This is a genomic window from Halorientalis brevis (assembly GCF_042678165.1).
In the GTDB taxonomy this organism is placed as follows: Archaea; Halobacteriota; Halobacteria; order Halobacteriales; family Haloarculaceae; genus Halorientalis; species Halorientalis brevis.
Map to the genome: position 1 here is coordinate 410630 of NZ_JBHUDJ010000002.1, position 25165 is coordinate 435794.

General features: G+C 66.8%; 30 protein-coding genes. 11 read left to right on the plus strand and 19 right to left on the minus strand.

Going from position 1 to position 25165, the window contains the following annotated elements; all coding sequences use genetic code 11:
- Positions 1 to 152: 152 nt before the first annotated feature.
- Both ACFR9U_RS05770 and ACFR9U_RS05775 read right to left on the minus strand, forming a co-directional pair.
- Positions 153 to 1403, minus strand: coding sequence for a hypothetical protein (locus tag ACFR9U_RS05770; RefSeq protein WP_247379633.1), 1251 nt, complete (start codon positions 1401 to 1403; stop codon positions 153 to 155).
- A gap of 174 nt (positions 1404 to 1577) precedes the next feature.
- Positions 1578 to 2369: an alpha/beta fold hydrolase gene (locus ACFR9U_RS05775; RefSeq protein WP_247379631.1), complete on the minus strand. Its 792-nt coding sequence runs from the start codon at positions 2367 to 2369 to the stop codon at positions 1578 to 1580.
- 217 nt (positions 2370 to 2586) lie between these two features.
- Here ACFR9U_RS05775 and ACFR9U_RS05780 point away from each other — a divergent pair, with 217 nt between their 5' ends.
- A complete protein-coding gene (locus ACFR9U_RS05780; protein WP_247379629.1) occupies positions 2587 to 3273 on the plus strand; it encodes a helix-turn-helix domain-containing protein in 687 nt (228 codons plus the stop codon).
- 147 nt (positions 3274 to 3420) lie between these two features.
- On the opposite strand, the gene ACFR9U_RS05785 is transcribed toward ACFR9U_RS05780, so the two are convergent.
- A complete protein-coding gene (locus ACFR9U_RS05785; protein ID WP_247379627.1) occupies positions 3421 to 4785 on the minus strand; it encodes a CapA family protein in 1365 nt (454 codons plus the stop codon).
- A gap of 258 nt (positions 4786 to 5043) precedes the next feature.
- On the opposite strand from ACFR9U_RS05785, the gene ACFR9U_RS05790 reads away from it, so the two are divergent.
- The 3 genes from ACFR9U_RS05790 (at position 5044) to ACFR9U_RS05800 (ending at position 7382) form a co-directional block, all read left to right on the plus strand.
- Positions 5044 to 5196 carry a hypothetical protein gene (locus ACFR9U_RS05790; RefSeq protein ID WP_247379625.1) on the plus strand — a complete coding sequence of 51 codons (153 nt, stop codon included), beginning with the start codon at positions 5044 to 5046 and terminating at the stop codon, positions 5194 to 5196.
- The gene (locus ACFR9U_RS05795) at positions 5186 to 6403 is read left to right on the plus strand and encodes a PQQ-dependent sugar dehydrogenase (RefSeq protein ID WP_247379623.1); all 1218 of its coding nucleotides are present in this window, start codon (positions 5186 to 5188) and stop codon (positions 6401 to 6403) included. Before ACFR9U_RS05790 ends, ACFR9U_RS05795 begins: the two co-directional genes overlap by 11 nt.
- Positions 6404 to 6545: 142 nt before the next feature.
- On the plus strand, positions 6546 to 7382 hold the full coding sequence (locus ACFR9U_RS05800) for a bacteriorhodopsin (protein WP_247379621.1): 837 nt from the start codon (positions 6546 to 6548) through the stop codon (positions 7380 to 7382).
- Positions 7383 to 7428: 46 nt separating this feature from the next.
- On the opposite strand, the gene ACFR9U_RS05805 is transcribed toward ACFR9U_RS05800, so the two are convergent.
- The 3 genes from ACFR9U_RS05805 to ACFR9U_RS05815 form a co-directional block, all read right to left on the minus strand.
- On the minus strand, positions 7429 to 8694 hold the full coding sequence (locus ACFR9U_RS05805) for a saccharopine dehydrogenase family protein (protein WP_247379619.1): 1266 nt from the start codon (positions 8692 to 8694) through the stop codon (positions 7429 to 7431).
- Between the two features lie 76 nt (positions 8695 to 8770).
- Complete coding sequence (locus ACFR9U_RS05810) at positions 8771 to 9202, minus strand: ribonuclease H family protein (protein ID WP_247379616.1); 432 nt, start codon at positions 9200 to 9202, stop codon at positions 8771 to 8773.
- 106 nt (positions 9203 to 9308) lie between these two features.
- Positions 9309 to 9554, minus strand: coding sequence for a DUF7861 family protein (locus ACFR9U_RS05815; protein WP_247379614.1), 246 nt, complete (start codon positions 9552 to 9554; stop codon positions 9309 to 9311).
- A 403-nt stretch (positions 9555 to 9957) separates the two neighbouring features.
- On the opposite strand from ACFR9U_RS05815, the gene ACFR9U_RS05820 reads away from it, so the two are divergent.
- On the plus strand, positions 9958 to 10218 hold the full coding sequence (locus ACFR9U_RS05820; RefSeq protein ID WP_247379612.1) for a hypothetical protein: 261 nt from the start codon (positions 9958 to 9960) through the stop codon (positions 10216 to 10218).
- 170 nt (positions 10219 to 10388) lie between these two features.
- Positions 10389 to 10688, plus strand: a complete 300-nt coding sequence (locus tag ACFR9U_RS05825) for a DUF4242 domain-containing protein (RefSeq protein WP_247379609.1) — start codon at positions 10389 to 10391, stop codon at positions 10686 to 10688.
- 108 nt (positions 10689 to 10796) lie between these two features.
- On the opposite strand, the gene ACFR9U_RS05830 is transcribed toward ACFR9U_RS05825, so the two are convergent.
- On the minus strand, positions 10797 to 11471 hold the full coding sequence (locus ACFR9U_RS05830) for a cupin domain-containing protein (protein ID WP_247379607.1): 675 nt from the start codon (positions 11469 to 11471) through the stop codon (positions 10797 to 10799).
- 289 nt (positions 11472 to 11760) lie between these two features.
- On the opposite strand from ACFR9U_RS05830, the gene ACFR9U_RS05835 reads away from it, so the two are divergent.
- Together ACFR9U_RS05835 and ACFR9U_RS21350 are read left to right on the plus strand one after the other, a co-directional pair.
- Positions 11761 to 11940 (plus strand): DUF7317 family protein, encoded by a 180-nt coding sequence (locus ACFR9U_RS05835; RefSeq protein WP_247379604.1) that lies wholly within the window; start codon positions 11761 to 11763, stop codon positions 11938 to 11940.
- A 22-nt stretch (positions 11941 to 11962) separates the two neighbouring features.
- Positions 11963 to 12193, plus strand: coding sequence for a DUF8106 domain-containing protein (locus ACFR9U_RS21350; RefSeq protein ID WP_465262012.1), 231 nt, complete (start codon positions 11963 to 11965; stop codon positions 12191 to 12193).
- A gap of 81 nt (positions 12194 to 12274) precedes the next feature.
- Here ACFR9U_RS21350 and ACFR9U_RS05840 read toward each other — a convergent pair whose 3' ends face one another.
- From ACFR9U_RS05840 to ACFR9U_RS05865, 6 genes are all read right to left on the minus strand, one after another.
- Positions 12275 to 13405: a hypothetical protein gene (locus ACFR9U_RS05840; protein ID WP_247379602.1), complete on the minus strand. Its 1131-nt coding sequence runs from the start codon at positions 13403 to 13405 to the stop codon at positions 12275 to 12277.
- A 158-nt stretch (positions 13406 to 13563) separates the two neighbouring features.
- Complete coding sequence (locus tag ACFR9U_RS05845) at positions 13564 to 13866, minus strand: DUF7521 family protein (RefSeq protein WP_247379600.1); 303 nt, start codon at positions 13864 to 13866, stop codon at positions 13564 to 13566.
- On the minus strand, positions 13866 to 14192 hold the full coding sequence (locus ACFR9U_RS05850) for a hypothetical protein (protein ID WP_247379597.1): 327 nt from the start codon (positions 14190 to 14192) through the stop codon (positions 13866 to 13868). Before ACFR9U_RS05850 ends, ACFR9U_RS05845 begins: the two co-directional genes overlap by 1 nt.
- Position 14193: 1 nt before the next feature.
- Positions 14194 to 14535, minus strand: a complete 342-nt coding sequence (locus ACFR9U_RS05855) for an ArsR/SmtB family transcription factor (protein WP_247379595.1) — start codon at positions 14533 to 14535, stop codon at positions 14194 to 14196.
- Positions 14536 to 14606: 71 nt separating this feature from the next.
- Entirely contained in the window at positions 14607 to 14774 is a 168-nt protein-coding gene (locus ACFR9U_RS05860) for a hypothetical protein (protein WP_247379593.1), read from the minus strand.
- A 52-nt stretch (positions 14775 to 14826) separates the two neighbouring features.
- Positions 14827 to 16230 carry a dihydrolipoyl dehydrogenase family protein gene (locus tag ACFR9U_RS05865; protein ID WP_247379590.1) on the minus strand — a complete coding sequence of 468 codons (1404 nt, stop codon included), beginning with the start codon at positions 16228 to 16230 and terminating at the stop codon, positions 14827 to 14829.
- Positions 16231 to 16984: 754 nt separating this feature from the next.
- Here ACFR9U_RS05865 and ACFR9U_RS05870 point away from each other — a divergent pair.
- The 3 genes from ACFR9U_RS05870 to ACFR9U_RS05880 all read left to right on the plus strand — a co-directional run bounded on the left by ACFR9U_RS05870 (position 16985) and on the right by ACFR9U_RS05880 (position 18797).
- Positions 16985 to 17158 carry a DUF7556 family protein gene (locus ACFR9U_RS05870; RefSeq protein ID WP_247379587.1) on the plus strand — a complete coding sequence of 58 codons (174 nt, stop codon included), beginning with the start codon at positions 16985 to 16987 and terminating at the stop codon, positions 17156 to 17158.
- 200 nt (positions 17159 to 17358) lie between these two features.
- A complete protein-coding gene (locus ACFR9U_RS05875) occupies positions 17359 to 18138 on the plus strand; it encodes a DUF7504 family protein (protein ID WP_247379585.1) in 780 nt (259 codons plus the stop codon).
- 386 nt (positions 18139 to 18524) lie between these two features.
- Complete coding sequence (locus ACFR9U_RS05880; protein WP_247379583.1) at positions 18525 to 18797, plus strand: DUF7577 domain-containing protein; 273 nt, start codon at positions 18525 to 18527, stop codon at positions 18795 to 18797.
- 84 nt (positions 18798 to 18881) lie between these two features.
- On the opposite strand, the gene sfsA is transcribed toward ACFR9U_RS05880, so the two are convergent.
- The 6 genes from sfsA to ACFR9U_RS05910 form a co-directional block, all read right to left on the minus strand.
- On the minus strand, positions 18882 to 19595 hold the full coding sequence (gene sfsA, locus ACFR9U_RS05885) for a DNA/RNA nuclease SfsA (RefSeq protein ID WP_247379581.1): 714 nt from the start codon (positions 19593 to 19595) through the stop codon (positions 18882 to 18884).
- An 83-nt stretch (positions 19596 to 19678) separates the two neighbouring features.
- On the minus strand, positions 19679 to 20683 hold the full coding sequence (locus tag ACFR9U_RS05890) for an arsenic resistance protein (RefSeq protein ID WP_247379578.1): 1005 nt from the start codon (positions 20681 to 20683) through the stop codon (positions 19679 to 19681).
- A 131-nt stretch (positions 20684 to 20814) separates the two neighbouring features.
- The gene (locus ACFR9U_RS05895; RefSeq protein ID WP_247379576.1) at positions 20815 to 21066 is read right to left on the minus strand and encodes a hypothetical protein; all 252 of its coding nucleotides are present in this window, start codon (positions 21064 to 21066) and stop codon (positions 20815 to 20817) included.
- Positions 21067 to 21327: 261 nt separating this feature from the next.
- Positions 21328 to 24042, minus strand: a complete 2715-nt coding sequence (gene acnA, locus ACFR9U_RS05900; protein ID WP_247379574.1) for an aconitate hydratase AcnA — start codon at positions 24040 to 24042, stop codon at positions 21328 to 21330.
- Between the two features lie 190 nt (positions 24043 to 24232).
- Complete coding sequence (locus ACFR9U_RS05905) at positions 24233 to 24634, minus strand: thiamine-binding protein (protein WP_247379572.1); 402 nt, start codon at positions 24632 to 24634, stop codon at positions 24233 to 24235.
- A 140-nt stretch (positions 24635 to 24774) separates the two neighbouring features.
- Positions 24775 to 25155 carry a hypothetical protein gene (locus ACFR9U_RS05910; protein WP_247379569.1) on the minus strand — a complete coding sequence of 127 codons (381 nt, stop codon included), beginning with the start codon at positions 25153 to 25155 and terminating at the stop codon, positions 24775 to 24777.
- Positions 25156 to 25165: the final 10 nt, after the last annotated feature.

Below are 25165 nucleotides of genomic sequence, written 5' to 3' on the forward strand. Positions count from 1 at the left end.
AGCTGCGAGCGCATGAATGGTTCACAGTATAAGCGTTCCGCGACATAGCTGTTTGGTAGTTAACGCAGGTCGCCGATCTGAGTGGCCGGACCAGTCTGGCGCCTGCGCGAACTGACCCCGTCGTCAGCCCGTGAGGCGGCTCACTGTCCCGGCTACGGACCGCGAACGACCACCTGCTGTCCGACGCTGGCGCTCGCAGTCCGAACGAACGCCGACGGGCCGGCGACGACGACCGTCGTGCGGTCGTCGCCCTGCCGGACGCGGAACGCGGTCGTTCCGTCGCGCCATCCCGCGTCCGTGCGGGTCCCTTGCCGGTCGAGCGCGGCGGTGAGGGCGGTCCGGAACTCGGTTTCGTTCGCGGCGTCGTCCCAGCGGGTCACCCAGACGTAGCCCCGCGTCTCGTTTCGCTCGAAGATCACGAGTTCGTCGTTGCCCCAGCCGTCGGCACCAGCGACGGCCCGCGAGGTGTTCAGGGTCGCAGCGAGCGCGAGGCGCGTGCCGAGTTCACCGACGCGGCCACGCTTGTCCGCTCGCCACGCGCCCGGCTCGACAGTCACCGAGAGGTTTACCGGAGGTTCCGCACCCGGGGCGTAGCGGTGGAGAAGTGCTTCGCTCGTCCGCGGCGGGCGGTCGTAGATCGCGTCGAGCGTCTCGTCGTCGGCCAGGCGGTCGGCGACGTACCGGTAGCCGAACCAGTAGGGGGCCATGAAGTAGCGCCCGGCGGCGGTCTCCTGCTGGCGATAGCTACGGCCGTAGCGCGTGGCCTGCAGTCGCATCTCGGTGTAGTTCCGTTGGTACTGGGTGGCGACGTAGGTCGCCGCTCCCTCCTTGACGGCCGAGACGAGGAGGGGCCGTTCGACGCTGAACGGCGGGACCGACTCCCAGACGCCCGACGCGAACAGCTGTCCCGTCACGCCCTGCTGGTTCTGGACGACGTGGACGTACTCGTGAGCGAGCACGCCCTCCATGCGCGGCCGCGTCGCCACGGTCCGGTTGACGCGGATCCAGTCCTCGCCGATGGTCTGTCCAGCGAGTCCCGGCCGGGACGCGTTGGCATCCATGCCCAGCACCTGGAGAAAGTGCGGTGGGTCGACGCTTGTCGGCGCTTCGCTGGGGTCGACGATCGTGATTCGCTCCGGCGGGCGAGCGTCGACCCCGAGTTGACGGGTCACGCGCCGGAACGTCCGGTCCGGGTCCGCGGCGAGGCGGCCGCCCTCCACCGGAATCGTCGACGAGTTGGCGGTCGACGCGTTCGACGATGGGCCAGTGGTCGGTTGCGATACGTTTGCGGCGGGCGATTCGCTGACGGTCGGCTGGTCGGTGTCGACGGCCGGTGCCCCGGGCGCGTTACAGCCCGCGAGGACCACCAGCACGACGAGCAGGAGGGGGAGTCGGGCGGACATCCCCAAGTTATTCCGTGCCACTCGTTACAAAAGTGACCATTCCTGCCCACAGTGCAACAGCGGTCGAGGCAATGCCTCACCCATACACGGTTGCAGATCGCTGCTGGCGGACAGAGATGCTTCGCGCTCAGAGACCTCTCCGCTCAGGTCTGAGCTCTCTCAACGCCCTCGAACTCACTCGGCGAGGAACGCATCGACCTCTGCGGAGAGCAGCGCTGGCGCTTCGCCGGGGCCGCTGTGGCTGACGCCGTCGAACTCGACGAGGCGGCTCTGGGGGAGCGCGTCGTGGACGGCCCGAGCGCTCTCGCGGAGGAAGTCCGGACCGCTGGTGCCGGTCAGGACGAGCACGGGCGCGTCGACGGCGAGCCGATCCGGCAGCTGGTACTGCTCGACGGCGCGGTTCATGCGGACGACCTCCTCGGCGAGGTCGACGCAGTCGGGCCAGACCGGCCACTCCGCCAGCCAGGCGTCGAGGTCGTCGATTCCGTGGGGATGGAGCACCTGTTCGACGTAGCGTTTCACGGCCTCCCGGCGGTCGCCCGCGTCGATGAGCGCGTCCATGCGGTCGGCGAGGTCGGCCTCCGCTCGGAAACCCTCGGGGAGCACCGCCGGTTCGTAGCCGACGACCGCCTCGACGGGTGCAGCCGTGGCGGCCTCGATCGCGGTGAGCGCCCCGTAGGAGTGCCCGAACAGAATCGGCTCGCCGTCGACGGCGTCGACGAGCGCTCGGACGTACCTGGCCTCCCGCTCCAGGATCTCGTCGGCGGTCGTTTCGGCTGGCCCGTCCAGACACGTGCCGAACCCGGGCCGCTGGGGAACGATCGCGGCGTACTCCTCGAAGTGGGGAATCACCGGAGTCCAGTACTCCCGGGGAGCCATCCCGCCGTGCAGCAAGACGAGCGGCTGTCCGGTCCCGTGCTGTTCGTAGGCGACTTCGATGCCATCTGCGGACTGTGTCGTCACCATGCACCGCTGCCTTCGAGGGCGTGTTGGCTAAGTCGCTCTCTCAGTGGTGGGGCCATTTAAATGGCGGGTGGCAGATGGCTGGACATACTGCGTCGGAGTGCACCCGGCGGGACTGTCGTCGGTGGGCTGGCGGGGATCAGCCGGGTGGGCATCATAGCGGTCTGGCCGTGAGTGCGGCCTTCGCCAGTCCCATTAGGGCCGATTGACACGTGCTGGTATGGGGCTCGTCGCCGAATTCGAGATCGATTGCGAAGCGCTCCCGCTCGTCGAGATCGCGAGGGCGGCGTCCGATGCGACGCTCCGCCTCGACCTCCAGTTCAACCACGGGAAGCGGCCCCTGTTTCTCGTTACCGTCACAGGCGGCTCACAGACGGCGATCGAGGACGCCCTCTCGGACGCCTACGACGTCGCCGACTGGACGGTGATCGGGGCGGCCGGCGACACGCGTCGCTATCAGGCGCGCCCAGCGCTCAGTTTCGAGGCGCAACTCGGCGACTCCCTGGACGATCTCGCGGGGCTCGAAACCCTCGCCACGGCCGACGCCATTATCGAACGGATCGAGGTGGTTCCGGACGGCTGGCGACAGACGGGATGGTTCGCCGATCGGGACGCGTTCACGCAGTTCTCGTCGTTTTGGCAGCGAAACGCCGGGTTCCGGTTGCTTCGCCTCACGCGAGACGGCGAATCGGAACCGCCGGGTGAGGGGTTGACCGACCGCCAACACGAAGCGCTGCGAATCGCCTACGAACTGGGGTATTTCGACATCCCGCGTCGGGCGTCGCTGGAAGCAGTCGCGGCTGAGTTAGGGATCACTGCCTCCTCGGTGTCCGAGCGACTGCGGCGCGCCCAGACCCAGCTCATCCAGGAGACGGTGGCGACGACGTGGCCGCCGCTCCCCGACTGACGGCCACAGACTCGTCGGTTCGACGGACCATCTCCGGCGTCTCGTCCGGGCCGACGAGCCGTCCACACGCCGTCCAGGGCCCGATGCCAAACGTATCAATCCGTACACCGGAAATCCGGTGTCCGTCCGCTGAGACGTGTGGCGACGTTACGACAACTCGACAGTTCCGACGCCGTCTTCGATGCTGACGGTCGTTCCGAACGGGGCCGAGCGCCGGGCGACCGTTCGGAGGATCGACTCCGCTCGCTCCCCGGTCGCGAGTACCGGCATCCCACGCCGCGGCCGGTCCGCAGTCGGCTGGAGAGTACACGGATACAGCGTGACGCGGTCGAGTCCGCCCGCGGCGTCGAACGTACACTCCGGGACGACGGACTGCCAGTTGTCCGCGTCGTGATCGACGTCCGACGTCGTCTCCTCGGACGCGGCGTCGCCACGCACGTCCGGCACGGTTTCGTCGGTGGTCTCGCTGACAGCGTCCGGAATCCGGTAGAAGGCGTCGTCCTGGAAGAAGAGGTTCCCGAGCGAGTAACAGACGACGCTGTCCTGATACACCTCGATCCCGCGGAGGGTGTGTGGCCCGGTCACGACGACGGCGTCGGCACCGGCGTCGGCGCAGTCGCGCGCGAACCCCTGCAGGAACGACGGGACCTCGCTCGTGTTGCGGCTGCCAGCCCGGGACTGGTGGGAGTGGAGGCCCATCACCACCCAGTCGGCGTTCGCGGCCGCGTCGCTGACCCCGGCGAGCACCGCCTCGCGGTCCTGCTGGCGGAGCGACTGGTAGATGCCGGGCGGTCGCTGCTCGGTCGCCGGGGCGAACCGCATCTGCATGAAGTAAAACGCGTCGTCGGCTGCCCAGTCCGGGTGCTCCCGCCGGAGCCACTCGCCTTTGACCGCCTCGATGCCGGTCTGCTCGGCGATCGCCCGGAGTTGCTCGAGCCGGTCCGGCGGGACGCGATAGGTCCACTCGACGTGGAGGGGATTGATCCCGGGGACGCCGTCGAAGCGGTCCGTCGAGACGCCGGCCGCGCCACCAGGCGGGACGCTCGTCGACGCGTCGACGAGCCCGACCCGGCCGGCGTCCGTCTCCAGGTACGCCGGCGCTCTGGCGTCGGCTCGATCGTCGCCGACGCCGGCGAACGTGAGTTCGTGGTTGCGCAGTGCGGCCAGCGTGGTCTCCAGGCCGTCGTGGCCGAAGTCGAGCGCGTGGTTCGAGGCGAGGGTGAACAGGTTCAGCCCCATCGCCGTCAACTCGTCGACGAGCGCGGGGTCGGTCCCGATGAGGGCGCCCGGAAACGGGGCCAGGTACTGGTACTGGTCGCGTACCTGTGCGAGGGAGGCGTGGCGACAGGTTCCGTCGACGAACACGGGTTCGAGTTGCGTCACTGCCGCGTCCGCCCCCTGGAGGACCTCGATGAGGGCGTCGAACTGCGCGTCGTTCCCCTGGACCTGGGACACGGGATGAGCGATGATCGCATCGCCCGTGGCAGCAAGGGTGAACGAATCGGGCGTCACGGTCCCACATGCAGCGCGTGCTGGCTTATCCCTTCTGTGTGATATATAACCGTGCGATCGGCAGAGACGGCGTTCTGTGATCTCGTCGGTCCTGCTGGCCCGGGTGGCGAGTAACGGAGACACACGCCGGCGGGCTCCCTAGCGGTGGGACAACACGAAGACACAGCAGCGACGGGAACCTCGGAACCGGCTCGGTCGGTCAGCCGGTGGCCGTTCCTCCGGGGGGACATTCATACGCGCCGGGCCGTAATCGGGCGTATGCGCATCGATCCCTTCACGCAGACAGCGTCCTCCCAGCGCTGGCGGTCTGCGAGGAAACTGGCCGGCTGCGACAGCACCTGGGGCGTCCGCCGGTGGCGGCTGACGGCCGTCGGCAGAGAGCGACGGGCAACACAGACACATGCCGGGTGACGACGACTCCTCGGGTCGGTCGGTGACCCGTCGGGCAGTCCTCGCGGCGACGACTGGTGCGCTCGGGGCGGTCGCTGGGTGTGCGACCGGGCCGTTTCCCGGAGCCGAGTCGCCGACCAGTACCAGCGGCGACGTCACGGTGGCGGTCGAGACGGTCGTCGAGCCGGTCGCCGAGCCGTGGAGTCTCGCGCCGCTCCCGGACGGGAACGAGTTGCTCGTCACCGAACGCGGCGGTCGGTTGCGCCTGGTCGACGTCGCCGACGGCACGATCCGGACTGTTTCGGGCACGCCGTCAGTGTACGCCCAGGGCCAGGGTGGCCTGCTGGACATTGCACTCCATCCCGAATTTCCGGACGCTCGCTGGGTGTATCTCACGTACTCGGCGACCGACGGGAACGGCCGGTCCGCGACACACCTCGGCCGAGGTCGACTAGATCGGGACGGCGGCTCCCTCCGGGACTTCGAGCAGTTACACGTCGCCGAACCCTTCGTCGAGTCGAGCGGGCACTTCGGCTCGCGGGTCACCTTCGGCCCCGACGGGTTCGTCTACCAGACGGTCGGGGACCGGCAGTTCAAGGACTTCGGCCCGGACCACACCGCACAGGACCTCTCGACGGAACACGGCGTGACGCTGCGGCTCGCGCCGGACGGCTCCGTGCCCGACGACAACCCCTTCGTCGACCGGGCCGACGCACGCGACGCCATCTACAGTTACGGCCACCGGAACGCCCAGGGGCTGACGGTCCACCCCGAGACCGGTGCCCTCTGGGAAAGCGAGTTCGGCGAGCGAGACGGTGACGAACTGAACGTCGTCGAGGCGGGCGCGAACTACGGCTGGCCGGTCGCCGACGAGGGCTGTCGGTACGGGACCGACGATCCGATCGGGGTCTCACACAGCGAGCGCGAGGACGTTGTCGCGCCGGTGTACTCCTGGCCCTGCGGCAGTGGCGGGTTCCCGCCGAGCGGGATGACCTTCTACACCGGCGCTGCGTTCCCGTCCTGGCAGGGGGACCTGTTCGTCGGCGGCCTGGCCTCGCAGTATCTCGCCCGCTTCACGGTCGACGGCCGCAGGGTGACCGAGGCCGAGCCGTTGCTCGCCGAGCGTGGCTGGCGCATCCGTGACGTGGTTCCGGCCCCGGAGAGTGGTCACCTGTACGTGGCGGTCGACGACACCGACGCGCCGATCGTTCGGCTCCGGCCGGCCTGAGCAGTCTGGTCCAGGCGTCAACCCGTCAACGAGACGGCCGCGACGGGTCGGACACAGACCTCGACGGGCCGGTGAACGCTGGCTGTGAGTTCTTGCGCAGCCGCACTATCTTATATTCCGTAGCAACGCCAACGTATGGTGTATGCTACCAGTGGCATCCGGTGCTACGACTGGTGTCGCCCTCCAGGCAACACAGGCAGACGCGGTCTCGCAGATCCGGTCCGATCCCCTCCTCAGTTCCTCGCTGTGGGGCAACGTCGCCCTCGCGGGGCTGTCCATCCTCCTGTTCGTCTACATGGGTCGGAACGTCACCGACGAGCGTGCGCGGCTGATCTGGGGTGCGACACTGCTGATCCCACTCGTCTCGATTTCGAGCTATCTGGGGCTCGTGTCGGGGTTGACCATCGGGTTCCTCGAGATGCCGCCCGGCCACGCACTCGGGGGCCAGGAGGTCATGGTGCAGTGGGGCCGGTACCTCACGTGGGCGCTCTCGACGCCGATGATACTGCTCGCGCTGGGGCTCCTCGCTGACGTGGACAGAGCCAGTCTCTTCACCGTCCTCGCGGCCGATATTGCGATGTGTGTGACCGGCCTCGCAGCCGCACTCACCACCTCCGCGTACCTGTTCCGGTGGGTGTTCTACGGCGTGAGCTGTACGTTCTTCGCCGTCGTCCTCTACGCCCTGCTGGCCGAGTGGCCGACGGCGGCCGTCGAGGCGGGCACCGACGAGATCTTCGCGACCCTCCGAGTGCTGACGGTCGTCCTGTGGCTCGGCTATCCCATCGTCTGGGCGCTCGGCGCCGAAGGGTTCGCCATCGTCCAGTCGATCGGGCTCACGTCGTGGGGCTACTCCGTGCTCGACATCGTCGCGAAGTACGTGTTCGCCTTCCTGCTGTTGCGGTGGGTCGCCGCGAACGAAGGGACTGTCTCGACGACCGCGCGCAGCAGCGCCGCCCCCTCGACGCCCACCGACGACTGAGACGCGCTCGCAGTCTCCGTCGAGGGGTACTGCGACGCGGCGGATGTTACCTGGACTCCTCGGCCACGCTGGCACTCGCCGTGAACCCGACCGCGCGGAGTCGGTCGGCGAGCGGTTCGCCGATCGCCGAGGCGGGCGTCAGGACGCCGCCGTCCAGCGGTGAGTCGGTGTCGTCTTCCACCAGACACATCGCGGACTCGCCGAGCATCCGGGCGGTGCCGCCGTAGCCCGGGTCCCGGTCGGCACCGATCACGGCGTCCACGGTGAAGGGCCCGTCTTCGGTGACTCCCTGGCCGCGCGTGCGCACGCTGAAATGTCCCTTCTCCATCTGTTCGTCCGACGGCCCCTCCCCGGGGTCGGGGAACACGAACCGTTTGAGCGCCGAGCGCGTCGGGCCGATCGACATCGCGAGCGTGAACAACCCGAGGCCACCGGCGACGACACCCGCCGTGGCTGCACCCCCGAGTCCACGCCCGGTCGGGATGACCTCGGTACAGCGGAAGTCACGCCCCCAGGGGTAGTCCAGCAGGGCGTTGCTCCGGCGAACCACGCGTTCGTTCACCGGTGCCATCGGCGACGGAGCCGTCCAGGTGGACCGTAGCGGGTCCTTCCGGGGCAAACGTTGCTCGCCCGGGTCGACGCCTTCCCGCTCGCCGGGTGGTGCCAGCGAGTACGGGTTCCCGAGCACCTTCCTGACGTCGGGGTCCTTGGACGCGGCCTCGAACAGTTCGGCGGCGCTGGCCAGCGTGCCACCACTCACGCCGCCGGCGGTGTCTTCGACGTAGATCCGGACCTGGCGGCAGGGAACCTCAAACTCCTCCATTGCGAACGATTGGACGAGGAGGGTGCCCAGGTCAGCAGGGACGGAGTCGAAGCCACAGCTGTGGACGATCCGCGTGCCGGCCGCGACTGCCGCGTCGTGATACTCGTCGACGATCTCGCGGGTCCAGTTCACCTCCCCGGTCAGATCGCAGTAGTCGGTCCCGGCCTCGATACACGCCTCGACCAGTGGGGTGCCGTACGTCGTGTACGGGCCGACGGTCGTACAGACGACCCGCGTGCGTTCTGCGAGATCGCGGAGGCTCTCTGGGTCCGTCGCGTCCCCGATGACGATCGGGAGTTCCTCCCAGTCGTCACTCCTGTCGACGAGCTCGGATTCGACGGCCCGCAGGCGATCCTCGTCCCGGCCGCCGATCGCCAGTGAGAGACTGTCCGGTGTGTACTGTTCAGTCAGGTACTCTGCCGTGAGGCGGCCAGCGACGCCGGTTGCCCCCCACACGACGAGATCGTACTGTCGGTCGCTGCTCGACATGTGTTACTCCTTGCTTGGATGTCACGATTGAAGTGTGTGGTCGTTTTTCGGGCACTGGCGCTCGCTCGTCGCCGCGCTACTCGTGGCCGGCCCGTGCGAGCGCGTGGGCTCGCTCGTTGCGCCCCCGCGGGAGCACTTTGTAGGTGACGACCGGAATGTCGGCGACGCGGGCGTGGACGTCCGCCAGCCGCCGGCGGACGATGGGGTCCGAAGGTTCGGCCGGGTGGTCGGGGTCGGCGGCGCGAATGACCGCGTCGGCGTCGCCGTGGAGATGCAGCGAACTCACGTGGCTGAACTGCTCGTCGACCGCTTTCACCGTCTCCCGGAGGGCGCGGAATTCGAGGGCGGCGCTCGAGACGAACGCCCCGACAGAGCGGGAGGCTTCGACGTACGTCGTCGTGCCGTCTTCGACGAGAAATCCGATCGCACCCGACGTCGGTGTGCCGTTGTCCGGCCCGTACAGCACGCTCGCGTCGAAGTAGGCGAGCAACGACGGCGGGCTACGCATACGGACGCTGCGGACTGTGCGTACACAGGTGTTGCGTTCGCGACCCGGTTCCGGGACGGCGCTCGCATACCGGTGCCAGCGACGCGCCGTCGCGGAATTCGGGCGCTCACTGGTCGCCTTTCTTGCGGTACCAGACCTGCTCGCCCACGGGCGACCCACCGTCGGGAACGTCCAGCCGCGAGACGAACAGGTCCCGGATCGCCACCGTGACGACCAGTTCGACGCTCGTTCCGTCGTCGGTGACGGTGACGACGCAGTGGCCGTCACGCTCCGTCACGTCCGCGATCGTGCCGGTTTGCCACCTCTCGCGGTCGTGGGTCGGCTCCCGTGCGTGAACCCGGTCGTGAACCATTGCCCACTGGAAGGTGGTCCATCCGCTTCAGCGCAGCGGTGCCGGTGTCGCTGTTCTAACAGCAGGCAGTTCTGAAGACGCGAGCGTTGAGGCGATCAACAGGGGCGACGACGCGGACACGGTCGAAACTGTATTGTGCGGCCGTGGCATTCTCGAACTGGCGGATACCGTGTGAGACACGCGCTCTGTCCCCAGCACGACGTCGACGCTCGTCACTGCACGGCAGTTTCGAAAGTTCTGTTTCCCGTCGCAACACTGTTTCACAACCGACTCCTCGCCCGACAGGAAACCGACCGGATCGTCGTTCGTGATGTGCGCATCGGTCACGTTGCACTCTCCGTATGCGAATACAACTCGTTTAAAAGTGTGCAGTTATTACAATCGGTACGGGAATTAATACTGAATGAGCGTTCAAGAAGAGACAGAGACAGGCAGTCGATCCGTCCGGAGTGTCGCCGGCGTCATGGCCAGCGCGTTCGGTTTGATCGTGGTGCTCGCGGCCGTCGCGTACTCCGTCATGGTGAACGTGGTCAACTGGGTGACGGTCGACGTCTTGACTTATCCCGTCGAGGGGGTCGCCCCGTTCGTGGTCATCAGTGGCGCGATACTGACGATCCCGATACTCATTCCGACCGTGCTGATCACCGCGAAGTTTCTCGACTAACCCGTTTCCGACCTGGTGCAGGCGACTCCGAGTGGTCGTCGCTTTCGTCACAGAGAGTCGATTCCGGAGTCAGGAATCGCTCATTGGATCACTCGTCCCTGATCGCTCGGTTCGGCTGACGCGTAGGTTTATGCCCGGTGATACCACATCACGATGTGGGTGTGGGTTCCATGTCCGAAGACCAGTTAGAGGACTTCCTCATCCTCCGAGCACTGGACGAACCGATCACTGAAGAAGACCTCCACGCAGCGGGCGAGAAATCCGGCGAGGTGTTGGAGGCGCTCCGAGACGAAGGCACCGGTATTCGCTGGGTCGAATCAGAAGTCATGACGAACGAAGACGGGCAAGTCACGGGCACGTTCTGCCACTACCAGGCTGAAAGCGAGGCGGCGCTCCGCGAGCATGCGGAGCGAGCCGACCTCCCTGCGACGCGCATCGACCGCCGCGGGCAACCGCTCGAAGGCGAGTAACCTGGCTCAGGTAACAGGTGACGACGAGTTCTCGCAACACCGGTTTCGACGCCGCCGTCGCCGCGCTGGCGGAGGCGTCGTAGTGGCCGCCGTGGTTGGTCGACACGATCACACCTCCGGCTGTTCGACGTGGCGTTCCCAGAACGCGGGCTGTGCGTACTTCCCGTACCCGCCGCGATACCCGCGAAGCCGCGCGAAGGGCGCGAGCGCGTCGGTCAGCGGCTTGGCTACGCGGCGGTCGGGTTCGACGAAGACGGTGTCCCCTTCGAGGCGCTTGGCGATGGCGGCCTGCTGGAGGGGGTTGTCGATGCCGCCGTCGTGGGCGAGCCCACCCAGCGTCGGCAGGACGAACCCGATGCGGCCCGCGGGTGCGATTTCCGTCCGCATCACCGCCAACTCGGGACCGGAACACCGGAACGAGTGACGGACGCCTGTCGGAACGGCCAGCGTCTCACCCGCACTGACGCGGCGCTCCGTGCCGTCGAGTTCGAACGCGACCATCCCCTGTAACACCTCGAAGTGCTCCTCGCTGACCTCGTGATAGTGCCTCGGCGGGCCGTCGTATCCCGGGCCGAGCACGCTGAGCGCTCGGTGTGTCCCCGGGTCGTCGTCTGTCGGTGTCGGGAGTGTCCCCCACGACGGGCGCGTCGGGTGGGAGGTGAGCGGCCCTGACCGGTCGCGGAGCGTCTCGGCGAGCAGGCTCCCCGGTTCGTACGTGAACCCGGTGTCTGCGACCGGGCGGCCGTTCTCGTCGAGCGTCCGACCCGTCGTGACTGCTGTCATGGCCACTAGTTGGTTTCGACCATCGAAAACCTCACGCCTCCCCTGGCCACCCGGGGTCTCCGCGGTCGGCCGCCACTCTCACTGGCCGTCGGCGCAGAGCCGTCCCCAGCCTCTCGCCTCAAACGAGACTACTATGGGTGTGTCTACCACGCCAGAAAACGCCGAACGTCTACTATTGACCGTCTATGTGTGACAATACGGAAAGGAATCCTCTCTTCCCTCGATGAGCATTAGTATTATTGCCGAAAAGTTTAACATCCTCGGTGGGCGACGTTGATTCGAACAGGGAATGTCAGTCAAGTCCTTCACAACGGCGCTCACTTTGTATCGCAGTCAGACGCTCTCCCTCGAGCAGGCAGCCGAGTATAGTAGCGTCTCGGTGCCAAAGATGGCCTCGGCACTCGGTGCGCGCGGCATTCCGGTCCGAGAGGTGGATCGGGACGTGCTGGCTGCCCAGGCCGCTGACTAACTGAGAGTTGGTGTCGAAAGAGATGAGCCCAGATACACGGTCGACTGCATCGGACGTCGCTGCAAAATCCACCCTTTTCTGCCCGGACTGTGATCACCAGGGGCGGTACGACAGCGCCTGGAATCGTGTCGTGAACGGGGATGCAATCCACTATCTGTGCCCGAACTGTCGTGCGACGGTGACGACTCGACCCACCGCGCCGCTCGAAAAGCGGTGTGCGTCCTCGCAGCGAGTGTCGACGTCTGGTGATTAGCGGTTTCGAGGACCGTATTTCTCGATATCAGTGCTCTGGAAGGGTCTCGTGAAACAGAGTGCGGGTACGGACTACGAGTGCCTAGAACCGGTGCCGTTCGCGGTGCACCACGTCGGACGCACCGTCGGTGGTGCGGGTCACGACGACTTCGTCGGCCGCCGGATCGACGCCGACGACGGCCGTGGCGGGGTTGTCGGGGTCGAGCGTGACGCTCCCGCCGTGGATCGTCGACTCGACGACGTACCGCTCACCGTCGCGGTCGTCCGCGAACGACACGGTGGCCGCCGCGTCGAACACGTCGCTCTCGGGGTCGTCGTCGTACGTGACGTCCTCGACGGCCCGCTCGCTGGGCGGGTACTGCTCTCTGTGGATGGTGCGGGTGTCGCCGTCGACCGTGGCGGTCACGACCAGTTCGTCGCCCGCCGGATCTGGGTAGAGGTCGAAGTACGAGATCGACCCGGGCGTCGTCGAGGAGCGTGACGAGCGCGCGTTCGTCGTCTTGGCGGTGAGCTCCTCTGCGGTCGGTGCGCCGTCGAAGTAGAGCCGCACGCGGTCCTTCTCGGTGTCGACGCTGACCTTGCTGACGACGCGTCCCTCGAACTGGGCTGACTGGGTGGTTTTCGGGTCGATTCGCAGCGCGAGGATGGCCCACTCGCCGTCGGTGGTCACGGTGGCGATCCGGGAAACCTGTCGCTTCCCGTCGGTCGTCGTGACGACCGTTTCGACGACGGCCGTCTGTTCGCCGGCGAGCGCGTCGCTGAGCGTCTCCTGATCGACGTCTGCCGTCCGCAACAGCGGCGCCGACTGCACCAGCTCGGGCGTGACGTCCACGTCGCGGGTTTCGAGGTCGATCTCGGCGAGCGCTCCCTCGGACGAGAGGAGCTTCTTCGCCTTCTCCGCCGAGAGGTTGTCCGGGTGGAAGGGATGGATCGGGTGGAAGTGCTGTCGAACCGCGGTCGGGTTCTCGTACCCGGCTTCGACGTACGCGCGGACGACCTGCTTCGGCGAGCCGGCGACCGAGTCGCCGGTTTCGGACCCGTCGCCAGGCGTCGCGTCGCTCTCGGTCGTCTCGCTGTCCGTCGTCGGTTGCGTGTCGTTCGCTGCGGGCGTGCTGTTCTGGCCGTCGAGCGAGTCGATACAGCCGGCCAGTGACGCGAGACTGAGCGTCGCGAGGCCGCCGAGATAGCGTCGTCTGGTTGTGCGGGGTGCCATGACGGCCGAACGTTCGTCCACGACTCCCGTATAAACGGTCGCAGTGCTTCTCTGCCGGAAGCACCGCCGAAATACTTATATTCGTTCACTGACCGAGGCGGTGATCGCCGACCGACTGCCCGGGCAACGAGGTGGACCGACACTCCGGGACGGCACGGCTACTGATACACGAGGGCGTACAACACTGCGCCGAGGCCCGTGACAGTCACGAGACCGCGTGCGAGCAGCACCGGGCCGGCTCCGGCACCAACCTGGGTGACGACGGCGACGGTGAGGAAGACGCCGGTGGTCAACAGGAAGATGCCGAGCGCGAGCGAGCGCATCTTCGGCGCGTCGTTGCGTCGGTACCCGCGGTAGGCGAGACCGGCGACGAAGAGACCGACGAGCGCCGTCAGCGCCCGCGACCCCCACGCGACGTCGCTGGGCGTTATCGAGACCAACGGCAGGACTTCGGGGAGCATCACGACCGCCCCCCGAAGACGGCCCACAGGATGATGCCCAGGCCGGCCAGTTCACAGCCGCTCACGAGGATCGAGCGGCCCACGACGCCGACGCTCGTGACCGTCGGCAGGCCGATCCGCAGCAGCTCCGGGACGCTCGTCAGCAAGAGCAGTCCGGCCGCGAGCTGCAACTGCCCCGTGTGACCTGGCTCACGACGGGAGCCGCGAAGCAGCACCACGGCGATGGCGACCGACATCGCGATGGTGAGCACCGAGAGACCGACGACCGCCAGCGCGACCAGCGAACTCCCGGCGGTCGTGCGCACCTGTGCGAGGACTACCTGCATGTCAGGACAACCCCTCGAACAGATCGGTGAAGCGGTCGGACGGGTCCGTCGACGGCCGCGTGATAGTCACGTCGTACGTCCCATCGTCGAACGTGACGGTCACGTCCTCGATCGTCGTGACGTACTTTTTGAAGTGGTGGCCGTCGGCGTCGACCACCTGCTGGTCGGTCACGAGCCCGGCCGCCTGGAGGCGCTCGAGGCGGCGATACGCCGTCGGATCGGACATCTCACAGGCCGTGCAGAGTTCGGAAACGGACATGGGTGCAGTCGTGAGCTCGGCGAGGATGGCTCGCGCGTACTCGTCTTCGAGCAACGCGAGTACGTCGTCGTCATCCTCGTCCATACACCGACTCGTGTTCGAGGGATGGTAAAAAGGCCCCCGGAGCTTCCGGGGGAGAAGCCGTCCCTCCGATGCTACAAGCGTTCGCGGTCGGCCTCGCGCTCGCGGTGAACTGCGTCGTCTTCGCGTTCCTGCACGGCGGGAAAGTCGCGCATCCCAGTCAGTACGGCTACTACCTGCTGGTCGGCCTGCTCCTGGGCGAACCTGCGTGCGGACGGGCGACCGAGCGACCACGCGCGCACTTGAGTCGGAGGGCACGAGTGTTGTGCTGTCCGCTGCCGGGCGTGTGGACGCTCAGCCGTCGAGTGCCGCGGCCGCGTCTTGCAGCAACCCGTCGATGATCTCCGGCGTCGTCGGGTGGTACGCGCGGTCCGGGATGTCGCGCACGTCCAGTTCCATCTCGACGGCCAGTTGCATCGTCTTGGCCATCACGTCGGCGTCGGGGTGGAGGCCCTGGTAGCCCAGCACCGTCCCGTCCGTGCCGACGACGAGCCGCGCGAGCCCTTCGGAGTAGTTCCGGCTGCGGAAGACGCCCTCGCCGGACACCTCGCGGGTGGCGACGACGTGGTCGATCCCGGCCTCGCTGGCCGAACTCGCCGTGTGGCCCAGCCGCGCGTAGGGGAGTTCGGTGAGTCCGGAGAAGACGACCTGGTGGGTGACGTTCTCGTAGGGTTCCAGGGGCTCGCCGTCGCGGTGCCGGAGGACGTTCTCGGCGGCGACGGCACCCTCCTCTTTGGCGACGTGGAGGATCGGTTCGGTGCCGTTGGCGTCGCCGACGACGAACACGCGCTCGTCGTCGCGAGCCTGCATCGTGTCCGCGACCCAGCCGGGCTCGGGGGTGAGCCGCGTCTCGTCGAGGCCGAGGCGATCGAGCGCCGGCTTCCGACCCGTGAAGACGAACAGCTGATCGGCCGCGACGGCAGTCTCGGTCCCGTCGTCGTCGAGGATTGCGCGAACGCCGCCGTCGTCGGTCGCTTCGAGCCCCTTGGTTCCGGTGTCGAGCCGGACGTCCACGTCGAACCTGTCCTCGTAGTAGTCGACGAGTGCGTCACCGAACGCCGGGTCGGCGTCGGGCAGCACCGCGGGCAGTTGCTCGACGACGGTGAGGTCCATCCCCGCCGCCTCCGAGAGATAGGGGACGAGTTCCAGGCCGATGACGCCCAGGCCGATCACGAGTCCGGACTCGCCGAACTCGGTCGCGTCGAGCACGTCCGCGCTGGTCTCGAACGGCACGTCCTCGATGCCGGGGATCGGCGGGACGTTCGGCGTCGAGCCGGTCGCGACGACGACGTAGTCGGGTTCGAGCACGTCGTCGCCGACGGCCAGCCGCCGGTCGTCGACGAACGCGGCGGTTTCTCGTCGGAGGGTGACGTCGTCCCGGTCGGCGAGTTCCTGGACGTGCGAGCGTCGCCCGCTGGCGTACGTCGAGATGTTGTCGTCCTTGTGCTCGATCACTCGCTCGAAATCCACGTCGGGGACCGCGCCGCGGAGCCGCTCGTCGTCGCGGGCGGCGAAGCGTCGTTCGGCCGCCGTGAGCAACTCCTTGGACGGCATACACCCCTCGAGGATGCAGAGTCCGCCCCCGGGATCGCCGTCGTCGATCAGCGTCAGCTCCACGTCCGGCTCGGCAGCGAGCCGGTCGGCCACGGCGACGCCTGCGCTCCCGTACGCACCGACGACTGCTACGTGTGTCTTCATACGCGAAACTACCGGCGTGCGCAACATAATTGTTATGTATTGGGTAAAGCGTACAATATTAGTGCAGTCTCGCGGATCGGGCGTGCTGTTGTCCGAATCTGCGTGTGGTCTCTTCGTCTGGCAAAAAACCTGTGTGATTGGCGGATCACGCAAAACGATTCCTTTCACTTTCTCCCTGCCTCTCTCGCAGCGATATTGTGGGTTATCTGGGCTGGTGCCTGTCCGTGACGCAGTGCCTGCACCACGGATCGCTCTCTGTGCTGGACTTGGATTCACGATACCGACGTTGATACCTCGTCGGAGCACTCGGAGTCTGTGACACGCCGGGTTTCGAGTGAAATCGGCCAACCGAGCCCGTGAAGCACCACCTGTCGGCCACGTGAGAGACTGTCTCGGTGGCTGACCTCTCCGCTCGCCACGACTCACGAGTACCGGACGTGTTCGTTCCAGTAGCAGTTGCGGGCCGCACCTGTGGCTCCCGAGTCGACGACTCGCCGTCGTCAGTGTGGCGTGAATCGAAACGCGGCCGATCCGCACTGCGACGCCCGGCTTGGGGCGTCGGTTCGGTGACGATCACACACTGCCCAACTGCGCCGGACCACGCTGGGGCGCTGGCGCGACTGCGACCGTTCCGATGTGATCTGCGGACTCCTCGATTCACATCATCTCAATCCTATGCGCAAGTGCTGCTAGACTTTACACCAATGGTGGAACAAACACAACGTTCATAATCCTATACGCCGTACAACCGTTCATGGAGCAGGAAACGTCGCCGATCGATGGACAGCTGGGAGAGGAACGGATGGTCGTCGCAGCGTTCGACGAGGCTGCGACGGGGCGCGAGTTCATCATCGCAGACATCAGTCACGACGGGTCCTGGATCTCGGTCGCTGCGGACGATGCCGTGTCGCTACGCGCCCACCTGTGACTCAGTCTTCGCGACACGCCCGGCCTGCCACCGTTTGCCGCTCGGTTCCCCTGTTGACGTGACGCGCTCCTTCGAGCAGGGAGCCGAGTGCAGTTTTGGAACCGATTTCGTGAACACCTACTGTCATATCGGGCGCTGGCTTTGGGATTCGACCTCGGGTACAGTTATTTGGTTTTGGAAGTACAACGACCGCACACGAGATGCGGAGAGCAGCGTTCGGTCGCTCCGACGACGCCCCGAAGCCCGCGGACTCTTCGCAACTACTCGGGCTTCCGGCGATGGTCGAGTCCACACCGGTCGTGAACAGCAGAGGTGCAGCCTGGCAGCGACCGCCACCGATCTCTTCGATGGACTCCCAGTCGGGTGCCGACCGACAGCGTGCGCTCGACGAACTGTCCCCGGGGACGTATCTCCTGTCCGGGGCCGCCTACACCGGCAGGCGCGACCTCGCGCTCCGATTCGTCTCGGAGCCCGGCTGTGCTTCGAACGCCGGCGTCGTCATCTCCCCGAACGACAGCGCCGAGACCGTTTCGACGCGATTGAAGACGCTCCTGGCGGGCGGAGAGGGCGACCAGCGACGGGGTGAGACGCCTGACCGGGATGCACTGTTCGCGAACTACGGCATCATCGAGTGCCAGTCCTCGCACCGCGAAGAAGAAGTCCAGCACGACGGGGTTCAGTACGCGTCGACGCCCGGCGCGCTCACGACCGTCGGCGTCCGACTGACGAACCAACTGGAGCGCCTGGCTGCCGGGGACCGAGAGACGGTCCGCCTCGGACTGCTCTCACTGTCGACGATACTCGTGTACACGGACCTGGAGACTGTCGTCGAATTCGTCTCCACGGTGCGCTCGCTCCTAGACGAGTTCGACGGGACCGGCGTGCTGGTGTTCAACCCGAGGATGCACGACGATCAGACCGTCGAGACGCTGGCGCAAACGGTCGATGGAGTGCTCGACGTCCCTGACGGCCCGCGGTGACGCGTCCGGACGACGGCTCCTGAGCTCGCGTTCCTCACTTCGGAAGCGGGTCGGACGCCGACGGGCTCCTCGTCCGAACGGGCCCGGCCGTTCCGACGCTACCGACCTTCGGGTGCACACGTCGGCGGTCTCCGTTCCGCTCTCCGGCGATTCACCGGAAACCCGGTGTCTGTTTTCGGTCATGTAACGGCATCACATACGACTCGCGCAGCGTCGATTCATCGGGAGAACCGGGGACCTCCCGAGCGAGGCCGGTGCGCCAGTGAGCGAACGCGGTTAGCATCGGTCCGGTGATCGGTCGCGACGCTCACACGTCTGGGTCGCGTCCTGCGGCAGAGCGCAATCGATGGCGTTTAATCGGCCAGTTCGGCTACACCTACACGTGCATGGACGCAACCGTCTGGGCGGTTGGCATGGCAGTGGCGATTAGCGCCCACTTCCTCTATCGGGGGTGGAAGTACGAAGAGTCGCTCACGTCCGGTGGGGGGACGTACGCGACCGCACGAACCGAATCTCGCGACGGGGAGCTCATCGACCCGGCGACCGTCGACACGGTCCGGTGTCGGAAGTGCGGGCGGCCGAACGAGTCGGAGTACCAGTTCTGCCGCCGGTGTACGACGCCGCTGCCGGAGCAGCCGTTCGCCGCGCCCTGCGACTGACGGCAGCCGCGGGGACGCAGTGCCGCCGTCGGGGTCTCGAACGCTGCAGAACCGGCAGGCGGCGACTGTTTCGGCCGGACTCGATCACGGGAGTTCGATCGCCAGATCGGCACTCTCGAGCCGGTAGTGCGGTGGTTCGAACGCGGTCGTGACTGCGTGGACGCCGACGCCGGCGTCCCGGACGCGACCGAGGAGGGCGGCGAACTCGGGGTCGACCTCGCGATACGGGCGGAATTGCTCGACGTCCGGTCGCTGGACGACGAACACCAGGTGGGCCTCGGCTCCGTCGTCGACCAGGGCCGCCAGACTGCGGAGGTGGCGGCGACCGCGTTCGGTCTGGCGGTCGGGGAACTTGGCGACGCCGTCGTCGACGTGCGTCGAGGACTTGACCTCGACGTAGACGTCCGCCCCGGTCGGCGTTTCGAGTCGAAAGTCCGCGCGCCCGTGATCGGGAAGTTGCGGCTCGCGTTTCACGAGGGAATAGCCCTCGAAGGCAGGAAGGGCGTCACGGACGAGTAGCTGCTCGAAGAGGTCGTTGGCCAGCGCAGCGCGGACGCTCACGTAGGTGTCGTCGACGCGGACGGCGATGGCGTCGTGGTCCGTCGCTCGCTCGGGATCGTCGACGGGCGTACAGAGAACTTCTGCGCCGGGTTCGAGGATGTTCTCCAGCGCGCCGGGATCGCCGAGGAAGGCGCGTTCCGGCTCGTCGTCGAAACGCACGCGGACGACGAACCGGTTCGGCCGGTCGACGATCGTGCCTGCGACGAGGGCGTCCTCGTACGTGACTAGCGGCTCCATGCTACAAGGGGGTCGGTGGTGGTGCATTACCGTTTCGTCGGTAGCGTCCCGATCGCGGGTGGACGGCTGCCTGCGAGGGGCCGCTACACTCTGTTCGCGATGGCTTCGCGGATAGTCAGGCCCTCACCGACGACGTCGCGGCGGTAGTGCATGTAGACGGCGCCCAGCGGCGGTTGCAGGATGTACGCCAGCGCGATGGGGAGGACTGCCTCGGTCGGTGGGAAGCCGGGGGCGGCGACGATGGCCACGGCGATCGAGAGGTTTCGCATGCTCGTCGCGTACACCAGCGCGACCGAGCGGTCGGGTTCGAGGAACGCGCGCCCGATGAACGAGCCGATGCCGAGCAGCAGCGCGTAGAAGACGACGAGCGGGACGATCGCACTCGCCGAGGCGAGCGGGTCCGCGAGGATGCTCTGTGAGCGCATCGCCATCGCAATGAAGACGATGAGCATGACGCCGAGGGAACTGAGACCACCGAACGTCGGCTTCATGCGCTTGAACTCCTCGGTGCTGTAGCGCTGGAGGAGACCCCACCGGGTGATCGAGCCGGCGACCATCGGCACGAGGACGATCAGGCCGAGCTGGCGGTACAGCGCCGTCGGCTCGAACCCCACGTTGCCCGGAATCAACACCGACAGGTACGCCGGCAGGACGGCGATGGCCACGAGGAGGTTCGCTGCCATCGCGACGAGCGCCGTCTCGAGGTCGCCTTTCGCCAGGCCGGTCCACGCCGCGGTCATCCCCGAGGTCGGAATGAGCGCGATGAAGTACAGGCCGATGGCGAACGCGAGGTTCCCTGCGAAGAACGTCCGGGCGAGGCCGATCGCGAGCAGCGGCGCGAGGCCGAAGTTGATCAGCAGGCTCAGCCCGACCGGCTTCGCGTGCCCGCGGACGTTCAGAATCTCCCGCACGTCGATGTTGATCATCATCGGGTAGATCATCAGGAACAACACCGGCAGGATCGCGGCTTTCAGCAGCCCCTTGATCTCCGGTCCCGCGACCTGCCCGAACGCCAGCCCGGCCACCAACGAGCCGAGAACGACGTAGATGAGGTGGTCCTTGAGCTGCGTGAGGTATCTGCGAACCATTATTGGTTGTTGTGCACCAGATATACAATAGCATTCCGGTCTGGCTGGTGGAATTGGCCTGTCGGTTTTGGAAAATACAGTGTGCTGTATTGGTGTTGTGTGTCGGTCGAAAGACCGGGCTGACGTCGAGCCTAGGCGGACAGTTCTCGGCCGTCGGTCGTCCATTCACCGAGCGGGTACTCGGTGCTATCCGTGGCGTCGAACCGATTGAGTCGCTCGGCCATCAGCACCCGGTAGATGGCGCGTTTGCTCTCGTCCAGTCGGTGTTCGCGCAGGTGCACGCTCGCACAGTCTTTGACCGCGTCGCGGGTCTCGAACTGGTCCATGCGACAGACCCGCGCCTGTTCGCAGACGGGACACGTGAGAACGCCGAGTTCGACCATGCCTACCGTTCACGCGATTTGGAAAAAGGCGCTGCTATGAGCCCTATTGAGCGATATGTAGCTCTTCGGCCTGTCGTGGGACGTGGCGACGTACTGATTCGTCGAGCGCCGACCGGGTGCAGCAGCTCCGTCGTCTGGCTGCGGTATCGCAGCCGGCCGCCCCGGTGGCAGCCGTCGCGAAAATATGGGACAGAAATCAGCGTCGTGCGCGCCGGGCGGTCCGGCGAGCGCGACGGGTGTTATGGGTCTGCGGGTCCGCGCTTACTCTTCGGTGAGCAGGCGGCGGAGCACGAGGTGCAGGACGCCCCCGTTCTCGATGTACTTGACGGCGGCCGGCGTGGACACCTGTGCGGTGACGTTGAACTCGGTGGTCTCGCCGTCGTCGTCCTCGGCGACCACGGTGAGTTCGTCGTTCATCTCGAGGCCGTCGTCGAGGCCCTCGATGGAGAACACTTCGGTGCCGTCGAGGCCGAGCTCTTCCCAGCCCTCGCCGTCCTCGAACTGCAGGGGCAGCACGCCCATGCCCAGCAGGTTGTCGCGGTAGATCCGCTCGTAGCTCTTGGCGATGGTCGCGCGGATGCCCAGCAGGTCGGTCCCTTTGGCAGCCCAGTCGCGGCTGGAGCCGGTCCCGAACTCTTCGCCGGACATGACGATCAGCGGCGTGTCGTCGTCGCGGTAGCGCTCGCTCGCCTCGAAGACGGTGGTCTCCTCGCCGGACGGCAGGTGCTTGGCGTAGCCGCCCTGCTTGCCGTCGAGCATCTCGTTTTCGATGCGGACGTTCGCGAAGGTGCCGCGCATCATGACTTCGTGGTTGCCACGGCGGGAGCCGTACGTGTTGAACTCGTACGGTTCGACGCCGCGCTCCTTGAGCCACTGGCCGGCGGGCAGGTCCTCACCGAACGGCCCGGCGGGGCTGATGTGGTCGGTGGTGACCGTGTCGCCCAGCGTCATGAGACAGCGGGCGTTGGCGATGTCCTCGACGCCCGGCTCCTCGAGCGGGAAGTCCTGGAAGAACGGCGGCTCGCGGATGTAGGTGGACTCGTCGTCCCAGTCGTAGACCTCGCCCGTCGGTGCGTCGAGCGCTTCCCAGCGTTCGTCGCCCTCGTAGACGGAGGCGTACTTCTCCTCGAACATCTCCGGGGAGACGCTGTTGTGCACCATGTCGTGGATCTCGTCGGTGGACGGCCAGATGTCCTCGAGGTAGACCGGCTCGCCCTCGTCGTCGGTGCCCAGCGGCTCCTCTTCGAGGTCGATGTCCATGTTCCCGGCGAGGCCGTACGCGACGACCAGCGGCGGGCTGGCGAGGTAGTTCGCGGCGATCTTCGGGTGGATACGCGCCTCGAAGTTGCGGTTGCCCGAGAGCACGCTGGTCGCCCAGAGGTCGTGCTCGTCGATGGCGTCCTCGATGGGGTCCTGGAGCGGGCCGGAGTTCCCGATACAGGTCGTACAGCCGTAGCCGACGACGCTGTAGCCGAGTTCCTCCATGTAGTCCATGAGACCGGACTCTTCGAGGTAGGCCGTGACGACGCGGCTGCCGGGTGCGAGGCTCGTCTTCACGTAGTCAGGCACGTCGAGGCCTTTCTCGACGGCGTTGCGAGCCAGCAGGCCGGCCGCCAGCATCACGGACGGGTTGGAGGTGTTCGTACAGGAGGTGATCGCGCTGACCAGGACGCTGCCGTGGCCGATCTCGACGTCGGTGCCGTCTTCGAGCGTGACGGGCACCTTGTCGTCGAGGTCGAGGCCCTGCTCGACGGCTGCGGCGCCGTCGGCTTCGACGACGTTCTGCTCTTCGAGCAGGTTCGGGAAGTGGTCGTCGAGGTCGCCCATCGGGATGCGCGAGTGGGGCTTCTTGTGACCGGCGAGGCTCGGCTCGACGGTGCTGAGGTCGAACTCGACGGTCTCGGTGAACTCGGGGTCCTGCTCGCCGAACAGGCCCTGTGCTTCGAGGTACTCCTTGACGAGTTCGATGTGGTCTTCGTCACGACCCGTGAGTTCGAGGTACTCGAGGGTCTTGTCGTCGACCGGGAACATGCTGATGGTCGACCCCTGCTCGGGCGCCATGTTGGAGATGGTCGCGCGGTCGGCGACGGTGAGGTTCTCGACGCCGGGACCGTAGAACTCGACGAAGCGGTCGACGACGCCGACTTCGCGGAGCTTCTCGGTCAGGTGGAGCACGAGGTCGGTCGCGGTCGCGCCCTCGGGGAGGTCGCCCTCCAGGCGGACGCCGACGACTTCCGGCAGACCCATGGTGATCGGCTGGCCGAGCATCGCGGCCTCGGCCTCGATCCCACCGACACCCCAGCCGACGACGCCGATGCCGCCGATCATGGGCGTGTGGCTGTCCGTGCCGACGAGCGAGTCCGGGAACAGCCACTGGTCGCCGTCCTCCTCGCGGTTGTGGACGACGCGACCGAGGTGTTCGAGGTTGACCTGGTGGACGATCCCGGTTCCCGGCGGGACGACCTCGAAGTTGTCGAAGGCCTGCTGTGCCCACTTGATCGAGCGGTAGCGCTCCTCGTTGCGCTCGTACTCGAGTTCGACGTTCTTCTCGTAGGCGTCCTCGTCGCCGAAGTAGTCGACCTGGACGCTGTGGTCGATCACGAGGTCACACGGGATCTCGGGCTCGACGATGCTCGGGTCCTGGTCCTTGCGGTCGACGGCCGAACGCAGTGCCGCCAGGTCGACGACGGCCGGCACGCCGGTCAGGTCCTGCAGCACGACGCGGGACGGCTGGAAGGGCATCTCGACGTCCGGCACGTCCGGCTCCCAGGAGGCGGCGTTGCGCACGTCGTCGGCGGTGACGTTCTCGCCGTCCATGTTCCGGATGACCGATTCCAGCAGCACGCGAATGCTCACTGGGAGCTTGTCGAGCTCACAGAGGCCTTCCTCTTCCAGGGCGGTGAGATCCGCCATCTTGTACGTCTCTCCGTCGTGTTCGAATTCACGAATCGCTCCGAACGGATCGCTTTCTGTCATTGCTTGCCTCAGAATAGAGGGCACTATATATACTAACTCCGAATCCAGTGTCCTGATAAATGATTATGGTTGCCGGGGTCGGCCGGTCCCTGTCGACCACGGGTGAATCGAAAGTGTTGGCGACGCTACCGCGAAGAATCCGGGGTCGAATTCGCCGCCCGAGCGACCGGATTCTGCGGCAAAGCAACAGTTATTTTACCGGGGGTTGCGGTTGCTGTGCGGCTTGTTGTCCGATCGGTCGCTGCTGTGCGTGCCGGGCAGACGCGTGGTGAGACGCCGGTGGCTGGATTCGTTGCGGCGGGTGCCCGAGTTCGCGCTGAACCGAGGCGACGCGCTGGCCCATCTCCTGCGTGCGGCGACGATCCTCGTCGATCTCGACCGACGTGATGACGCGGTCGTCCGGGATGGCCTGGTGGGCGGCCTGCACGGCGGCGAACACCTGCTCGACGCTGTCGGCTTCGATGATCGTGTCCGTCGCGGTCGTCTGGTAGGAGACGGGGAACCGATCGAGGGCGCGGAGCGCGCTGGCGATCGCGGTGGACATGCTCCCCTCGCGGACGGGGATCACCTCGAATCGTGCAATGACAGACATGGCTGGATACCTGACACCGCCGGGACGGTCGCCTGACCGCCGACGGCGCGTCTGGTGGTAACTACGAACACGGACAAAAGTACTTTCGCGGACTGGCGAGAGGTCGGCGTCCGCGACGCCGCGACGGCGGCTCCGGGCCGTCACTCCCGCTCGCGTCCGGTCGAAACCAGAGCGGCGACCGGGTTGCCGAGGCCACCGAGCACGCAACCGAGGAGGACGAGATACGTGACGAGTCCCCAGGCGATCGCGCCGAGCGCCCACGGCGCGGACCACACCGCCCAGAGGGCGACCCAGCCGAGGGCGACGACGCCGGCCAGCGCGACGCCCGGTCGCTCCCAGACCGTCAGGAGCACCGACGAATACCGGAGGAAGATCGCTTCCAGCGCGACCGCCCCGGCGATCCCGCTGCCGACTGCGAGCGGCCGACCGAACGCGCCGACACCGCTCGTCAGCACGCCGACCGCGACGACTACAGCGAGGCTCCCGACCGCCAACAGCCCGTCGCGGTAGTACAGTCGCATCTCGGTCCCG

What these genes read in the sequence shown, in the direction of transcription:
- ACFR9U_RS05770 (WP_247379633.1), bottom strand. Translation starts at nt 1,403, where the DNA reads ATGTCCGCCCGACTCCCCCTCCTGCTCGTCGTGCTGGTGGTCCTCGCG.
- ACFR9U_RS05775 (WP_247379631.1), bottom strand. Translation starts at nt 2,369, where the DNA reads ATGGTGACGACACAGTCCGCAGATGGCATCGAAGTCGCCTACGAACAG.
- ACFR9U_RS05780 (WP_247379629.1), top strand. Translation starts at nt 2,587, where the DNA reads ATGGGGCTCGTCGCCGAATTCGAGATCGATTGCGAAGCGCTCCCGCTC.
- ACFR9U_RS05790 (WP_247379625.1), top strand. Translation starts at nt 5,044, where the DNA reads ATGCGCATCGATCCCTTCACGCAGACAGCGTCCTCCCAGCGCTGGCGG.
- ACFR9U_RS05795 (WP_247379623.1), top strand. Translation starts at nt 5,186, where the DNA reads ATGCCGGGTGACGACGACTCCTCGGGTCGGTCGGTGACCCGTCGGGCA.
- ACFR9U_RS05800 (WP_247379621.1), top strand. Translation starts at nt 6,546, where the DNA reads ATGCTACCAGTGGCATCCGGTGCTACGACTGGTGTCGCCCTCCAGGCA.
- ACFR9U_RS05805 (WP_247379619.1), bottom strand. Translation starts at nt 8,694, where the DNA reads ATGTCGAGCAGCGACCGACAGTACGATCTCGTCGTGTGGGGGGCAACC.
- ACFR9U_RS05810 (WP_247379616.1), bottom strand. Translation starts at nt 9,202, where the DNA reads ATGCGTAGCCCGCCGTCGTTGCTCGCCTACTTCGACGCGAGCGTGCTG.
- ACFR9U_RS05815 (WP_247379614.1), bottom strand. Translation starts at nt 9,554, where the DNA reads ATGGTTCACGACCGGGTTCACGCACGGGAGCCGACCCACGACCGCGAG.
- ACFR9U_RS05820 (WP_247379612.1), top strand. Translation starts at nt 9,958, where the DNA reads ATGAGCGTTCAAGAAGAGACAGAGACAGGCAGTCGATCCGTCCGGAGT.
- ACFR9U_RS05825 (WP_247379609.1), top strand. Translation starts at nt 10,389, where the DNA reads ATGTCCGAAGACCAGTTAGAGGACTTCCTCATCCTCCGAGCACTGGAC.
- ACFR9U_RS05830 (WP_247379607.1), bottom strand. Translation starts at nt 11,471, where the DNA reads ATGACAGCAGTCACGACGGGTCGGACGCTCGACGAGAACGGCCGCCCG.
- ACFR9U_RS05835 (WP_247379604.1), top strand. Translation starts at nt 11,761, where the DNA reads ATGTCAGTCAAGTCCTTCACAACGGCGCTCACTTTGTATCGCAGTCAG.
- ACFR9U_RS21350 (WP_465262012.1), top strand. Translation starts at nt 11,963, where the DNA reads ATGAGCCCAGATACACGGTCGACTGCATCGGACGTCGCTGCAAAATCC.
- ACFR9U_RS05840 (WP_247379602.1), bottom strand. Translation starts at nt 13,405, where the DNA reads ATGGCACCCCGCACAACCAGACGACGCTATCTCGGCGGCCTCGCGACG.
- ACFR9U_RS05845 (WP_247379600.1), bottom strand. Translation starts at nt 13,866, where the DNA reads ATGCTCCCCGAAGTCCTGCCGTTGGTCTCGATAACGCCCAGCGACGTC.
- ACFR9U_RS05850 (WP_247379597.1), bottom strand. Translation starts at nt 14,192, where the DNA reads ATGCAGGTAGTCCTCGCACAGGTGCGCACGACCGCCGGGAGTTCGCTG.
- ACFR9U_RS05855 (WP_247379595.1), bottom strand. Translation starts at nt 14,535, where the DNA reads ATGGACGAGGATGACGACGACGTACTCGCGTTGCTCGAAGACGAGTAC.
- ACFR9U_RS05865 (WP_247379590.1), bottom strand. Translation starts at nt 16,230, where the DNA reads ATGAAGACACACGTAGCAGTCGTCGGTGCGTACGGGAGCGCAGGCGTC.
- ACFR9U_RS05870 (WP_247379587.1), top strand. Translation starts at nt 16,985, where the DNA reads ATGGAGCAGGAAACGTCGCCGATCGATGGACAGCTGGGAGAGGAACGG.
- ACFR9U_RS05875 (WP_247379585.1), top strand. Translation starts at nt 17,359, where the DNA reads ATGCGGAGAGCAGCGTTCGGTCGCTCCGACGACGCCCCGAAGCCCGCG.
- ACFR9U_RS05880 (WP_247379583.1), top strand. Translation starts at nt 18,525, where the DNA reads ATGGACGCAACCGTCTGGGCGGTTGGCATGGCAGTGGCGATTAGCGCC.
- sfsA (WP_247379581.1), bottom strand. Translation starts at nt 19,595, where the DNA reads ATGGAGCCGCTAGTCACGTACGAGGACGCCCTCGTCGCAGGCACGATC.
- ACFR9U_RS05890 (WP_247379578.1), bottom strand. Translation starts at nt 20,683, where the DNA reads ATGGTTCGCAGATACCTCACGCAGCTCAAGGACCACCTCATCTACGTC.
- ACFR9U_RS05895 (WP_247379576.1), bottom strand. Translation starts at nt 21,066, where the DNA reads ATGGTCGAACTCGGCGTTCTCACGTGTCCCGTCTGCGAACAGGCGCGG.
- acnA (WP_247379574.1), bottom strand. Translation starts at nt 24,042, where the DNA reads ATGACAGAAAGCGATCCGTTCGGAGCGATTCGTGAATTCGAACACGAC.
- ACFR9U_RS05905 (WP_247379572.1), bottom strand. Translation starts at nt 24,634, where the DNA reads ATGTCTGTCATTGCACGATTCGAGGTGATCCCCGTCCGCGAGGGGAGC.
- ACFR9U_RS05910 (WP_247379569.1), bottom strand. Translation starts at nt 25,155, where the DNA reads ATGCGACTGTACTACCGCGACGGGCTGTTGGCGGTCGGGAGCCTCGCT.